Source organism: Pyxidicoccus sp. MSG2, assembly GCF_026626705.1.
GTDB lineage: Bacteria > Myxococcota > Myxococcia > Myxococcales > Myxococcaceae > Myxococcus.
In genome coordinates, this window is the sequence record NZ_JAPNKC010000001.1 from 13180263 (window position 1) to 13193640 (window position 13378).

The following is a 13378-nucleotide window of genomic DNA, read 5'->3' on the forward strand; positions in this document are numbered from 1 at the left end:
GCGAGGCGTGCGCTCCACCGGCCCGGGTATTTCGCGTCAGCGGAAGTAGGGCGAGATGGCCGCGGACACCCGGGCGAGGAGGTCCGCCGTCAGCAGCCGCTCATCTCCGGACAAGGACGGGAGCTGCGCGGCGAGGACGTCGTGGGCTTCGCTCAGCGCCGCGTAGGAGGCCAGCGTCTGATGGACCTCGAGGATGTCCACCATCGTGCGCCGCGCGGTGTAGCTCCGCACGCCGTCCGTGTTGAGCAGGATGGCCTTCACGTCCGCAATCACCAGAGGCAGCAGCTCCGGCGAGTTGGGCGGATTGGCGGTGAAGGTGCCGCGGCTGGCCGCCGGGTCCAGATACAGCCGCGCCAGGGTGCGCCACGCGAGCTCGTCCGCCTGGGACGCATACGTCGTCGGCGCATCCGCGGGGATTTGCAGCGGCGGGCGCAGCGGCGCCAGCGTCTGGGTATACGCGAAGGCCCGCGTCTGCGCATTGCCCGCCCGCACGAACTGCAGGGGGAACTTCACCTGGTAGTCGAAGGTGCGGAGCAGCTGGCTGATGGGCTTCGTGTCGCGCATCCACGTGTCGAGCCGCGCGTGGAAGCGAGGGAGGTAGAACTTCGTCAGCGGGTCATCGAAGCGGTCAATGGTGTTGCAGTACGGGTCCACCGCCACGTCGGCGCCCGTGCAGAACGCCTGTGAGGGAAGCTGCGACGACAGCCCGTAGAGGTAGCGCACCGCCGCCACGTCGTACGCCCCAGGAGTGTCCATTCGCACCGCATCCGCGTCGTCGAAGTAGTCCATCACCGAGGAGCTCGGGGGGCTTCCGGGGCCACCGTCGTTCGCCAGCGAGCCCTTGAAGTTGTGGTGCAGGCCCAGCGTGTGGCCGACCTCGTGCAGCACCACGTTGGTGAGGAACGCCTCCACCCGTTGCTTCTTGGTGAGCGGCGCGAGCTCCGCCCGCCGCGAGCCCTCGGCGTCGAGCGCCTCCTCGCGGAGCGCCGCCGGAACCAGCTCGCACAGGCGGTCCTCCCGCATGCCGGCCCACGTCGGGCGCAGGGCGGTGCGTGGCTCGAGCGCGGGCGGCCGCAGGGGCGCGTCTTCACTGAACTGCTCGTGCGCCAGGGCCACCCACAGCGCGGGGGCGTAGATGGTGGCGCCGCGCACCTCGCCGGTATTGGGGTTGGTGCGCCAGTCGGCGAAGGCGAAGGGAATCCCCTCGTCCGTGTCGAAGATGAGGACGTTCTTCTCATCGTCGGCGAAGCCCGACGTGTCGGACACCACTGCCTCCAGGGCCTTGAAGCCGAACGCCGCGTTCCAGCCCTCGATGCCGCGCTTCACCGCGCCCACCACATCATAGGCCTGGAAGCGCGGGTCGTTCTGCACCGTGAGGATGCTGGAGGTGATGTGCCAGCGGATGGGCCGCATGCCGGGGTGGATGTTCCACTTCACCGGCGTCTGCTCGGTGAGCCCCCCCGAGTTGGGGATGAAGCGCGGGGTGGAGAGGAAGTAGTAGTCCCGCGGCGGACGTGGCGTGGGGGTGAAGCCCGGGCTCTCGTGGTACCGGCGCAGCGCCAGGGCCAGGGTGCCCGAATTGCTGTACGGGTTGTCCGCCAGGAAATCCTCCGCGTACTCCTGCGGCGCGTCCAGGTAGCCGTTGAAGACCTGCTCGAAGGCGATGCCATCCGAGAGCTGGCGGAAGCGCTGCGCGAAGCTCAGCTCCACCTGGAACCGGGCGCCCTGGGCACCATACCTGTCGCCCATCACTCCGAAGCGATTGAGTCCCGCCGTCGGGTCGATGAGCACGTACGCGTCCGAGTCCCGCGCGCGGTTGAACGGGCCGTGGCCGGTGACAATCGGGTACGCCTCCACCACCACCTCCGGGTCGAAGACGTCGCTCATCTCCTTGCGGTCATCGACGTCCAGGACGAAGAGCTTGCCGTTCTGCTCCTTGAAGCTCACCACGCGGGTGCCCAGGGTGCTCGCCCCTCCGAGGGCCACGCCGCCGGGGTGGTTCTGCTTGAGGTACGCGGACATGAACCACTTCTGGCCCAATTCGCTCCGGCGGATGGCCAGGTAGAAGCTGGTGCCGGTGTCGTCCACCACGCCGCCCAGCTTCTCCTCCACCCGCTGCTTCTGCTCCGTGCCCAGCTCGCGAGGCACCGCCACGAAGGCGCCATCCAGTTGCACCGGCTTCCCGGTGTCAGGCGCCTCCGGGACGGTTTCCGTTGGGGTGCTCGTGGGACTGCCACAGCCCGTGCTCAGCGCCAGGGCCAGGGACGCGGCGCTCAGCCAGGCGCGCCGTGAGGCGATTCGACTTCTCCACATGAGGGACTCTCCGGGTCGGGGATGCGCCCATCGCATCCCGCTCCGGGACAACGGCCCCAGCGCTCCCGACCCCTCAGCGTCATTCCTCCACGCGGGAAATGCCTCTCATCCGGCAACGGCTCCGCACGTCTTCCGATATGCCTTTCCCGCGAGAGCGTTGGGCGCCGCCCGCGCGAGGGGCCCAGGCCACCACGGGGCACCAGGCCATGGGCCCGTCATGTCGTCTGGGAGGGCCACGGCCAGCGTCTCGCGCAAGGGCGCAGGCGCTGGCGTGACCCGGGCCGCTCTAGCAGCCGCAGGACAGGAAGCCGCCCGTCCGGTACTGGTATTCCGTGTGCGTGTAGTTGCCGTACTGGTCGAAGCACGCGCGGTAGCTGTACTGCTGCGCGTAGACGGCGAGATTGACATCGCAGTTGCCGAACTCGTCACAGTACGTGCCGCAGCCCAGCCGGGGGCGACACGTGGTGCTGGAGCCGTCCCAGAGCCACTCGGACCAGCCGGCGCACGAGCCCACCTCGGCCTCCTGCGAGACCAGCGCCTCGGCCTCCACGGCGGCGGCCTCCTCCTCCGTCATGGGTCCACCGCAGGCGGTCAGCGCCAGGCTCGTGCACACCACGGCAACCACGCGCAGCAACGTGACTCCAGGCTTCATGAGCGCTCCTCGATCCGGAGGCGGTCCCCGGGATGGAGCCCTGGACCTCCGGTGGGGCGTCACGCTAGGCAGGACACTTCCGCCGGGCGTCTTTGCCCTGGAATCCCGCCCCTCTGGAGTGTTCTCTGAACGACAGTAGCGTTGCCCCGCGCGGAGGAGATTTGAACTTCACTTACGAAGCCGCGGCAGGCAGGAACAGTTCCATGACGACCTGGATGAGTGGAGTCTGCGAAACGAACGGCATCAACATCCACTACCTCCGAACCGGAGGCGCCAACCCTCCCGTCGTTCTGCTCCATGGATTGACCGGGAACGGCGCCTGCTGGACTCCCCTGGCGCGCGTGCTCGAAGGTGAATTCGACGTCGTCATGCCCGACGCCAGAGGGCACGGCGGTTCGACCGCGCCGCACCACGGCTACCGGTACGACGATCTCGCGAGCGACGTCGCGGGCCTCATCCGCGGCCTGGAGCTCTCTCGTCCGGTCCTGCTTGGCCACTCGATGGGCGGCATGACCGCCGCGGTGGTGGCGAGTCGAGGGACGGGGGGCATCCGCGGCCTCATCCTGGTCGACCCGACGTTCTTGAGCCCCGAGCGCCAACGCGAGGTGCACGACAGCGACGTCGCCGATCAACACCGCCGGGCCCTCGGCCTACACAAGTCGGACCTCGTTGCACAGGCCCGAGCCCGACACCCGCGTCGCTCGCCCGAGATGGTCGAGCTTCTTGCCGAGGCGAGACTGAAAACCCGCATGGGCGCCTTCGACGTTCTCACGCCACCCAACCCCGAGTATCGCGACGTGGTGAGCGCGATTGACGTCCCGATCCTACTCGTCATTGGGGACAGCAGCCCCGTCGTCACGCTCGAGATGGCAACGGAACTGCGGAGCCTCAACCCACGCGTGCGAATCGCGCAGGTACAGGACGCCGGCCACGGCCTTCCGTTTGACCAACCCGAGCGCCTGGGAGAGGTGGTCGCGTCGTTCTTGCGTGAGCTGGCATAGAGCCTGTTTCGGTAGGAGCGAATGGGCGCAGTAGCATCGCGATCCGCAACCCGGAAGGAAGCCTTTCATGCGTATGCAGCACGTATTCGCCGCCATGGTCCTGCTGTCCACGTCAGCGCGCGCCGACGACCTCAAGCCCTTTCAGAAGGAGGCCAAGAAGTCCTTCGAGAAGTCGATCTCCAGCGCTCTGAAGGACGCCAACACCGCGTGTGGCACCAGGCTCAAGGTCAAGACCAACTTCAACTGGTTCAATCCCAAGGACTGGGACGGCGTGGGCTACGAGGACTCCTGCAAAGAGGTGCTTCATGGCATCGCGACCATGTGCGAGCGTCCCGAGCACAAGAAGGCCCTCGCAAAGAAGGTGACCGGCGTGGCGTGCCTGTTCACGTGGGACCTCTCGCAAGTCGCTCTCTACGGTGCCCTCGACCCCGAGCACCCCGACAACAAGAAGAAGGCCGGCACCAACGACACCAGGTCGCGCAACGTCTCGATTTGGAAGGGCCTGCTCATGTACGAGATGCACAAGGGCGACAAGACCATCGCGGACGACACCCGGACCGTCCTCGAGGAGGCGCTGAAAGCCGGTTCCCGGTAGGACAACCCGTTCTCTAATCTGGCTCCTTCGCGTCGTTGAACTGGCCCAGGCAGGTGTCGAGCCACGTCTGGCGCTCGGTCTGCTCGTCGGCGTCGAGGTGCTCCTTCAGGTTGTGCGCTGGCCGATGACGGGATTGAGCGCCCACGCGTCTTCCCTCTTCTCCTCATGGGGCGCGGGCTCGGGTGGTGCTCCGGACACCCCACTTCAGTGCGGTGTGGAGGGGTGTCGTCCACCTGCTGGATGACGTTGGAGTTCAACTACCTCGCGAGTAGTCTCCTCGTGCGCGGTGCGGACCGCCTCACGAGGTACCTCATGGAGTCTGACGCCCTCTATCCGACAAGCCTGCCTCCTGGGACGCGAATCGGCCCGTGGCGTGTGCTGGAGCAGCGCGGCCGGGGCACCTACGGCGTCGTCTACCGCGCGGTGCCCGCCGAGGAGCTGGCCGCGGAAGCCGTGGCCCTCAAGCTGGCCCTGCACCCCAGGGATGCGCGCTTCGCGCGTGAGGCGGAGCTGCTCTCGCGCATCCACCACCCCGCCGTCCCGCAGTTGCTGGACCATGGCCACTGGCAGCCCCGGGAGGGCGTGTCCTACGCCTGGCTCGTCATGGAGTGGGTGGAGGGCCTGTCGCTCTATGAGTGGGCCCAGGCACAGCGCCCGTCTTCACGGCAGGTGCTTCAGCTTCTTGCCCGGCTGGCCCGAGCCCTGGATGCCACTCATTCGGCAGGAGGGCTCCACCGGGATGTGAAGGGTGACAACGTCCGCGTTCGGCGTGCGGACGGCCAGCCCTTCCTCCTGGACTTCGGCTCCGGCCACCACCTGGGGGCCTCCACGCTGACGCCGCAGCCATTTCCTCCCGGCACCCCGGCCTACCGCTCGCCCGAGGCGTGGCGCTTCGCCCTGGGCTCGAGCAAGCCCCCGGCCAGGCTCCCGGCTGTCGCGTATCCGCCGGGGCCGGCGGATGACGTCTTTTCCCTGGGAGTGACGGCCTATCGACTGGTGACGGAGAAGTACCCGCCGTCTGCGCACCCGTGGGAGGAGGAGAACTGGAGGTGGAACCCCGAGGAGCTGGAGGACTGGACGGCGCGAGTCTGCAACCCCCGCTGCGCCGCGGAACTGAGCGCGCTGGTGAGCCGGATGCTGTCGCCGCGCCCGGAGGAGAGAGGGAGCGCGAGGGAGGTGGCGGAAGCGCTCGAGAAGGCCGCGCGCCGCGCAGGACGCGAAGCGGATGTGCCGCTCTTCACAGGAGAAGAGCCGCGGCCCGCGGGCCGCATTCCCATCCCTCGGCGCGTCGCGGTGCTGCCCCCGCCTCTCATGTGGAGGTGGCCCTGGTTCGCGGCCACCGGCCTCGGAGGCGCACTGGCACTGAGCGCCGGGGGGCTGCTGAGCGTGAGTCGCTCTGAGATGCCCGCAGCGTCCCACCTCGCGGAGCAGGAGGAGTCGAAGGATGCCGGTACCGTGGCCGTGGGGGACTCCGTGCTGACGGCGCCGGTGGCGCCCGAGCGAGCCCCCTCCGTGTGGGCATCCATCGCGATAGAGCTGCCCCCGAAACCCTTCCCGGGGCAGCGGCGGCCGGACGGTAGGGGCCGCTGTCCTGGCAAGGTGCAGGTGGCAATCAACGGCGGTTGTTGGACGAAGCAGCCCGTGGACCTGAAGGACTGTGATGAGTGGGGCGGCTTTGAATACAGGGGTGCGTGCTACCAAGCCGTCCTGACTCCGCAACGCCCTTCCACCTCGGGCCCTTCGGAGCGAGACGACAGTCCATAGAAGTGGAGGCGGTGCTGGCGCAGTGGGTCGACCAGCGGCGGAGGGACGGAAGTCAGCGCATCGAGCGACGCGACTGCTCGCGGAAGCAGGTGGGCGTCAGCTGGTGGGGACGCGAAGCCACCTGGGATAGGGACGCGGTCACGCGTACGGGCTGCCACGGGCCGCGGCGCTGGCAGCGGTGAAGCCGCGGTCAATCAGCTCAAGGAACCCCTGGCGGGTGGCAGCCGCACTGGCTGAGCGCTGGCCGCGCAGGGCCTCGCGGAAGGCCACGCGCCAGGCCCCGACCATCAGCGCGGCAACCAGGCGCGCGACCGGGTCGCCGGCCGGGGCACCCACGCTTTCGGCGAGCATCCTGCCGACGTCTCGCTCCAACTCTTCGGACAGCTCGCGGGTGTGGGCACGGAGCGCGGGGCTGTCGGCCACGACCTTCCAGAAGCCAGAGACGCCAGGGGTCACCGTCACGAACGCGTGGCGCTGCTCGACCAGCTCGTGAACCAGCGCTCGCAGCGCCGCCACCGGGGAGCGGCGACCGCGGCTGACGAGCGCGTCGTGCACGAGCGTCTGCGCCTCGTCGCTCCGGTCGAAGAAGAGATCCTCCTTGCGAGAAAAGTAGTTGAACACCGTCATCTTCGAGACGTTGGCCGCGGCGGCCACGTCGTCGATGGTCACGTGCTCGAAGCCGCGCTCGGTGAAGAGCTTCGTGGCGATGTTCGAGATGAGCTGGCGCGTCGCCCTCTTCTTGCGCTCACGCAGCCCCTCGGGCCTGGCGGTCGGGTCGCTCGGTCGGCGCTCGCGCTCGCGGTTGGATTCGGACATGGAGGAATCGTAGGTCGAATATCAATTTGTACTCGGTACAAAATTCTGACACCTTTCGCCAGCATGGACGAGCGCACGGTGGACGTGGTGGTGGTGGGAGCAGGTCCCACGGGATTGATGTTGGCGAGCGAGCTGGCACTGGGTGGGGTGCGAGTGGTGGTGCTCGAGCGGCGCAGCGAGCCTGATTCGACGCTCAAGGCAGGGGGCATCGGGACGCTGGCCAGCGAGGCGCTCGAACGGCGGGGGCTCGGCCTGGCGCTCGACGCCGAGGAGGCTGCCGCCGTCGAGGCGATGAAGAAATCGCTGGGGGTGCAGGACGGCCCGCCAGCGGGTGGGATACGCCACGTCGGGGGCCACTTCGCGGGGCTGCGGCTGATCGACCAGACCCTGCAGCGCGAGCCCGCCCGGAGGATGCGCGGGGTTCAGCAGCAGGCGCTCGAGCACATCCTGGCCGAACACGCGGTCGCACTTGGGGTCGAGGTCTGGCGCGGGCACACCGTCGAGTCGTTCGACGACACCGGCGAGCGCGTGAGGGTCGAGGCGCGAGGGACCGGCGGGCCGCGGCCGCTCGAGGCGGCGTTCCTGGTGGGCTGCGACGGGGGCCGGAGCACGGTGCGCAAGCAAGCCGGCTTCGACTTCCCCGGGACGGACCCGACCCTCACCGGTCACCAGGCCCTCGTCGAGCTCGATCACCCCGAGCGCCTCTTGCCGCTCGGCTGGCGGCGCACGGCAGTGGGGATGCTGTCCTACGGCCCGATGCCGGGGCGCGTGGGCATCATCGAGTTCGACGGTCCGCCGACCGATCGCGAGGCACCCTTGACGGCCGCCGAGGTGGAGCAGAGCCTGCGGCGCGTCAGCGGGGCCGACGTGCGCATCACCGCCCTGCACTCGGCGACGCGCTTCACCGACCACGCGCGCCAGGTGTCGAGCTATCGGCGGGGTCGTGTGCTGCTGGCCGGCGACGCCGCCCACGTCCACTCCCCCTTCGGAGGGCAGGGGCTGAACCTCGGTCTGGTCGACGCGGTCAACCTCGGCTGGAAGCTGGCCGCCACGGTGCAGGGGCACGCCCCCGACGGCCTGCTCGACACCTATACGGCCGAGTGCCACCCGATGGCGGCGCGCGTGCTCGACAACACCCGCGCCCAGCTCGCGCTCATGCGTCCCGACCCGCAGACGACCGCGATGCGGCGGATCGTAGCGAGTTGCTGACCACCTACGCCGACGTCAATCGCTACTTCGGCGAGATGATCAGCAGCGTCGCCACGCGCTACGACCTCGGCGACGACGATCCGCTCGTCGGGCGCCTCGTCGCCGACGTCGAGCTGACGATTGCCGGAGTGGTCACGCGCCTGTTCTCGCTGATGCGCGACGGCCGCGGGCTCCTCGTCGATGGAGACGGCGTGGCCTCCGCGCAAGGGGCCGCGTGGGCGTCGCGGGTGCGCGTGGTGAAGGCCCCCGGGGCGCGCTCGATGCTGGTACGCCCCGACGGCTGCATCGCGTGGGCCGGGCGCGACGGTGGACTGCACCCCGCACTGGAGCGCTGGTTCTCAGCCCCCTGACGGTTCGTGTTCGCGTGGCGACCTGTTCCGCGGCCTGGCGGAAGCACCTCCGTGCGCCGCGCAAGCTCCGGGCGAGACCGAGGAGCAGGCTCCGGCTACGGAGTGGTGCCGCCGAGCTCGCGCTGGAGGTCTCGCGGCACAGGCCGCTCCAGCTCGAAGGTGACGGTCATGGGGGCATCACCTCGTACGCCCATGACTCGCGCCTCTCCCATGTAGAAGGCGGGGGCGTGCGAGCGCCGCTGGACGAACAGGTGGAGTGACACTCCGTTCCGGGCGTGCTCCAGCACCTTCCGGCCCGCGTTGTTCGCGCGAGTCATCTTGTTCTGGCTGGTCCACGAGAAGCGCCGCTCCGAGAGGAAGTGGTTCAGGTAGCGGTGCGTCTGCTTCGCCCCGCTCGTGTCGAGCTTGGTGATGATGACGCCGTGCTGGCCGAACCACAGGATACCGGTGTTGTGGCGGATGGGGTCGTACTGCTCCCCGAAGTGGCGGACGATTTCGGGGCGTGTGTAGGGGACGTGATGTGCCAGGTCCGAGGGGCTCCGCAGGACGCCTCCGTGGCGCTCCAGGTGGTCCTTGTTCACCGTGTACAGCAGGCGTCCCTCCACCTGGGAGGGCAGCTCGGCTCCGACCCCCTCGAAGAGGATGCGGCTCAGACGTCCCCCGGAGAGCAGGTCCTCCGGAAGCTTCGTGGCCAGGGTCTTCCAGGCCCGTGAGGCCTCGAGCGGTGCGTGCTCGACCTGCCACTGGGGGTACTTCCGGAAGAACGCCTCGTAGCCGGCCTCCGGCTGTTCGGGACGGGTGATGAGTCCCCAGAGCAGGGCATAGGGTCCGACCCGGGGGGCCTGCCAGTCCACTTCCAGGGCCGCCAGGAACCTCCGGACCGGATGGTCCTCGGGGAGTCCCACCGCCCAGGGAGGGAGGTCTCGATGCGCCTGCTGGCAGTCGAGCCAGGTGCCGAAGACCGCGCGGAAGTCACTCAGCGCGGGGAGCTCATCGCGGTGCCAGAGGTCGAGGGGAAGCGGAGAGCGGCCCAACTCCTCCCGGAGTGATTGATAGGCCTCGGTGCAGCGCTCACGCCGCGTGACTTCCCCGCGGCTCTTCTCCAGCAGCTCCCGGGTGCGCCGCTCGAGGATGACCTCGCAGTCGCGAGGAGGCTTCAGGGTGAAGCCCTGGATGTCGGCGCGGGCCCCCGTGCCCTGCGGGAAGTGAAGGGCCTTGAGGGACGCCCAGCTGCTCCGATGATGGCCGACGAAGTCGAGGACGGTCAGCACCTCTGTTCCCGGATACAGGCGCAGCCCGCGCCCCAGTTGCTGGAGGAACAGCGAGGCGGAGTCCGTGGGGCGCAGGAAGAGGAGCGAGTTGATGGCCGGGATGTCGACGCCCTCGTTCAAGACGTCCGCGGCGAACAGCCACTCCAGCGGGTCGTCCACGTCCGCCAGCCTTCGGTAGAGGTGCTCACGCAACTCGACGGGTTGCTCTCCCGAGACAACCTCGGCGTGCTGGTTCCTCCGCTGGAAGGCCTCTGCCATGAAACGGGCGTGGCGGAGGCTGGCGCAGAAGCCCACCGTCGCTCGCTTCGGCCCGTCGAAGCCGCGCAGGAGCGCCTGCTCCAGCACCAGCTCGGCGCGCGTGTCGATGGACAGCTCCCGCTCCAGGGCTTCGATGGAGAGCCTCCCGTTCCTCCAGGGAATCCGCGCGAAGTCGACGGTCTCGTCCGCGATGCCGAAGTAATGAAAGGGCAGGAGCCAGCCGCGCTCGATGGCCTCGGGGAGGCGCATCTCGTAGGCGATGTTCCAGTTGCACCACTCGAGCACGTCGTGTCCGTCCTGACGTTCAGGCGTGGCCGTCATCCCCAGCAGGAAGGCGTCCTGGAGGAGCGTGCGCAGCGGCTGATAGCTCGGGGCCTCCGCGTGATGGAACTCGTCGATGATGACGTAGTCCCACTTGCGCCCGAGCAGCGCGGTGTTGTCACGAAGGCCCTGCACCGTCGCGAAGACCACGTCCGCGTCCAGCCCCAGGTGCCCGCCACCGGCCAGTCCGAGCTGGTGGTCGTGCAGCACGTCACGGAATGCCCTGAGGGCCTGGGTGAGGTGTTCGAGGCGATGCGAGACGTACAGGACGTTCCGCGCACCGCTCACGGACACGTCGAAGGCCGCGAGGTAGGTCTTTCCCAGCCCGGTCGCGGCGATGACCGCCGCGCGGCGCTCACCTCTCGCGCGCAGCTCAGCCAGCTTTCGCAACGCTTCACGCTGCGCCGGGTTGGGCTCCGGCCGTGGCCGTGGCGCGTCCGCTGCCAGCAGCAGGGGCGCGGGGACACGCTCCCGGCGGCGCCGGCCCTGGTACCACCGAATCAGCTCCTGGCTCAGGGGGCGGACATCGGGCCGACTCCAGAGCGTGTCGAACTGCCGCCGGGTCTGCTCGAGGCTCTCGGGCCCCGAGGCGCGAATGTTCCACTCGAGGTTGGTGGCGAGCCCGCCCTTGGTGAGGTTGGAGGAGCCTGCCCAGCACTCGCCGACCGTGCTCCCATTGAACCACCAGAACTTGGCGTGAAAAGGAGTGCGGCCCTCCTGGACCCGGCACTCGACGCCCTCCAGCTTCAGGAGTGCTTCCAGCGCCTCGGGCTGCGTCAGCTCCTGATAGGTCGAGGTGAGAAGCCTGATGCGGCCCCCTCTCCTGGCCATCTCCCGGAGCGGGTCCACGAGGAGCTGCAAACCGCTGGAGCGGGTGAAGGAGACCGCGAAGCGTGCCTCCTCCGCTCGGGCCAGGCCGGCTCGCACGATGTCGAGCATTCTCAGCTCGCCGGGAAAGTTCAGGACCGAGTGCTCGGACGCCAGGGACATCGGAGCCAGGTTAGTTCGGAGAGGATTCCCGCGGAAGGGACGCAACCTGATGCACACCCGGGACCGGGAGCTGGAGCACGTCGGGACGGACGCCAGAGGAGCCGCCGCGCGGGAGCGGGAACGGCCGCCCGAACAATGATACGGGGAGCCGCATGCGCCTCTGGTACGCCCCCACATCGCCCTTCGCGCGCAAGACGCGTATCGTCGCCCATGAGCTGGAGCTGACCGAGCAGCTCGAGCTGGTGGAGGTCAATCCCTGGACCGACGGGCGGCTGCGCGCCCTCAACCCCCTGGCCAAGGTGCCGACGCTGGAGCGGAGTGACGGGCCGCCAATCTATGAGTCCGGGGTCATCTGCGACTACCTGGATGCGCTGTCAGGCGAACGGCGGCTGTTCCCCGAGACAGGAGAGGCGCGCTGGCGGGCACTGCTGCTGCAGGGGTTGGCGGATGGGGCCAGCACCGCTGCGGGGCGGCTCTTCGCCGATGAGCAGCGGCCGGCGGACCAGCGGTCCGAGGCGGTGCTGCTGCGCCAGGCCGGGGCCCTGCATGCGGCGCTGGACTCACTGGAGCGGGAGACGTTGGAGGCCGACCGTCTGACTATCGGCGAGGTCTCGGTCGCGGCCTTCCTCGGTTACCTCGACTTCCGTTGGCCCGAGTCCGACTGGCGCAGAGGACGGGAACGGCTCTCAGCGTGGTTCGCCGAGGTGGAGCAGCGACCGTCCATGGTGGAGACGCGCCACGTGCTCTCACCTCCCCAAGGTCAGATTCGCAATGCAATGGGACACGGAGGGGAAGTACAGGAAGCGGTGAACAGCTATAGGGTGACCGTCGAAGCTGCGGTCAATCAGGCTCGGCGCTTTACGCTCAAGTGTGTTTGGAAAAAACTGGTTCGGACCTCGAGGCTCGACGAGGCTTGGATCGAGAAGAATATCGAGAGCCTGCGGACCGGTTACAAAAACATAGATGCTGGGAAATGCTCGATCTATGTGTTCACGATAAGGTCGGGCCCGACAGGAAGTGAAATCATCGAGGCTGTTGAGCGCGCCAAGAAGTCGCTCGTACAACCGGGAAAGAAGTCCAACCTCTGCAGGACTACTCCCGCGCACAATGACTCCAGGGTGCTGTACGTCGGCAGAACCTTCACGCCTAAATCGCGTATCGCGCAGCATCTAGATGCGTCTACCGGCTCTACTTATGCCTTGCACCTTTTGCAATGGGCGAAAGATATGAAATTGGAGCTCGACCTTCAGGTGTACGACGTCCCCGAATATCAAGACACCCTGCCCATGGAACGCGCCATGAACGTACTCGAGACGGGGATGTGGGATCGTCTGCGGCCCATACTCGGCCGCCGTGGCGATAAATAGAGAAGGCTTTCCTGTGGGCAAGCGCAGCCTGGCGCTCTACGAGGCTTGCTACTGCGCGCGCCATGCTTGGAGGAGTCCATGTCTGACGTGGTCGCGGTCTGGCAGCGCCTGAAGTTCTGGTTCCAGGACTATGCCCCGGAGCTGGTCCCCCACCTGAATCCGGGAGCCACGCAGGTGCAGCTCGCTGAGCTCGAGCAGCGGCTCGGGCGCCCCCTGCCCGAGGACTTCCGGGCCTCCTACGCGCTTCACAACGGGCAGCAAGACGCATCGAGCACCGGCATCGTCATCGGGCTCAAGCTCCTGCCGCTGGACAGAATCCTGATGTGCATGGAGGAGCTCGAGCGCCACGCCACGGAAATGCCTGCCTGGATCCAGGGGGTCGCCACGAAGCCAGAGGGGGCCATCCAGCCCTTCCGCGCCTGTCGGGGCTGGGTGCCTGTCACCCAGGATTCGGGAGGCAATTATCTGGGG

Annotated in this window: 12 protein-coding genes; 7 read left to right on the forward strand and 5 right to left on the reverse strand. The window is 68.2% G+C overall.

The window, feature by feature from the left end:
* Positions 1-36: 36 nt before the first annotated feature.
* Together OV427_RS49830 and OV427_RS49835 are read right to left on the reverse strand one after the other, a co-directional pair.
* Positions 37-2313 carry a zinc-dependent metalloprotease gene (locus tag OV427_RS49830; protein WP_267863321.1) on the reverse strand — a complete coding sequence of 759 codons (2277 nt, stop codon included), beginning with the start codon at positions 2311-2313 and terminating at the stop codon, positions 37-39.
* Between the two features lie 286 nt (positions 2314-2599).
* Positions 2600-2965, reverse strand: a complete 366-nt coding sequence (locus tag OV427_RS49835; protein ID WP_267863322.1) for a hypothetical protein — start codon at positions 2963-2965, stop codon at positions 2600-2602.
* 203 nt (positions 2966-3168) lie between these two features.
* On the opposite strand from OV427_RS49835, the gene OV427_RS49840 reads away from it, so the two are divergent.
* Both OV427_RS49840 and OV427_RS49845 read left to right on the forward strand, forming a co-directional pair.
* A complete protein-coding gene (locus OV427_RS49840; protein WP_267863323.1) occupies positions 3169-3966 on the forward strand; it encodes an alpha/beta fold hydrolase in 798 nt (265 codons plus the stop codon).
* A 67-nt stretch (positions 3967-4033) separates the two neighbouring features.
* On the forward strand, positions 4034-4561 hold the full coding sequence (locus tag OV427_RS49845; RefSeq protein WP_267863324.1) for a hypothetical protein: 528 nt from the start codon (positions 4034-4036) through the stop codon (positions 4559-4561).
* Between the two features lie 13 nt (positions 4562-4574).
* On the opposite strand, the gene OV427_RS49850 is transcribed toward OV427_RS49845, so the two are convergent.
* Positions 4575-4706, reverse strand: coding sequence for a hypothetical protein (locus tag OV427_RS49850; RefSeq protein ID WP_267863325.1), 132 nt, complete (start codon positions 4704-4706; stop codon positions 4575-4577).
* Between the two features lie 167 nt (positions 4707-4873).
* Here OV427_RS49850 and OV427_RS49855 point away from each other — a divergent pair, with 167 nt between their 5' ends.
* Positions 4874-6325, forward strand: a complete 1452-nt coding sequence (locus tag OV427_RS49855; RefSeq protein ID WP_267863326.1) for a serine/threonine protein kinase — start codon at positions 4874-4876, stop codon at positions 6323-6325.
* 138 nt (positions 6326-6463) lie between these two features.
* On the opposite strand, the gene OV427_RS49860 is transcribed toward OV427_RS49855, so the two are convergent.
* The gene (locus OV427_RS49860; RefSeq protein WP_267863327.1) at positions 6464-7141 is read right to left on the reverse strand and encodes a TetR/AcrR family transcriptional regulator; all 678 of its coding nucleotides are present in this window, start codon (positions 7139-7141) and stop codon (positions 6464-6466) included.
* Positions 7142-7204: 63 nt separating this feature from the next.
* Here OV427_RS49860 and OV427_RS49865 point away from each other — a divergent pair, with 63 nt between their 5' ends.
* Together OV427_RS49865 and OV427_RS49870 are read left to right on the forward strand one after the other, a co-directional pair.
* On the forward strand, positions 7205-8350 hold the full coding sequence (locus tag OV427_RS49865) for an FAD-dependent oxidoreductase (protein ID WP_267863328.1): 1146 nt from the start codon (positions 7205-7207) through the stop codon (positions 8348-8350).
* Positions 8344-8700 (forward strand): hypothetical protein, encoded by a 357-nt coding sequence (locus tag OV427_RS49870; protein ID WP_267863329.1) that lies wholly within the window; start codon positions 8344-8346, stop codon positions 8698-8700. Before OV427_RS49865 ends, OV427_RS49870 begins: the two co-directional genes overlap by 7 nt.
* Positions 8701-8795: 95 nt before the next feature.
* Here OV427_RS49870 and OV427_RS49875 read toward each other — a convergent pair whose 3' ends face one another.
* Positions 8796-11489 carry a DUF3427 domain-containing protein gene (locus OV427_RS49875; RefSeq protein ID WP_267863330.1) on the reverse strand — a complete coding sequence of 898 codons (2694 nt, stop codon included), beginning with the start codon at positions 11487-11489 and terminating at the stop codon, positions 8796-8798.
* Between the two features lie 203 nt (positions 11490-11692).
* Here OV427_RS49875 and OV427_RS49880 point away from each other — a divergent pair, with 203 nt between their 5' ends.
* Both OV427_RS49880 and OV427_RS49885 read left to right on the forward strand, forming a co-directional pair.
* Positions 11693-12907, forward strand: a complete 1215-nt coding sequence (locus tag OV427_RS49880; RefSeq protein WP_267863331.1) for a glutathione S-transferase family protein — start codon at positions 11693-11695, stop codon at positions 12905-12907.
* A 78-nt stretch (positions 12908-12985) separates the two neighbouring features.
* Positions 12986-13378: SMI1/KNR4 family protein (locus OV427_RS49885; RefSeq protein ID WP_267863332.1), on the forward strand; the 393-nt coding region annotated here is incomplete at its 3' end.

Bases quoted from the DNA above. Each gene is read 5' to 3' on its own strand.
- OV427_RS49840 (WP_267863323.1), top strand. From the start codon at position 3,169: ATGACGACCTGGATGAGTGGAGTCTGCGAAACGAACGGCATCAACATC.
- OV427_RS49830 (WP_267863321.1), bottom strand. From the start codon at position 2,313: ATGTGGAGAAGTCGAATCGCCTCACGGCGCGCCTGGCTGAGCGCCGCG.
- OV427_RS49835 (WP_267863322.1), bottom strand. From the start codon at position 2,965: ATGAAGCCTGGAGTCACGTTGCTGCGCGTGGTTGCCGTGGTGTGCACG.
- OV427_RS49875 (WP_267863330.1), bottom strand. From the start codon at position 11,489: ATGCTCGACATCGTGCGAGCCGGCCTGGCCCGAGCGGAGGAGGCACGC.
- OV427_RS49855 (WP_267863326.1), top strand. From the start codon at position 4,874: ATGGAGTCTGACGCCCTCTATCCGACAAGCCTGCCTCCTGGGACGCGA.
- OV427_RS49865 (WP_267863328.1), top strand. From the start codon at position 7,205: ATGGACGAGCGCACGGTGGACGTGGTGGTGGTGGGAGCAGGTCCCACG.
- OV427_RS49880 (WP_267863331.1), top strand. From the start codon at position 11,693: ATGCGCCTCTGGTACGCCCCCACATCGCCCTTCGCGCGCAAGACGCGT.
- OV427_RS49860 (WP_267863327.1), bottom strand. From the start codon at position 7,141: ATGTCCGAATCCAACCGCGAGCGCGAGCGCCGACCGAGCGACCCGACC.
- OV427_RS49845 (WP_267863324.1), top strand. From the start codon at position 4,034: ATGCGTATGCAGCACGTATTCGCCGCCATGGTCCTGCTGTCCACGTCA.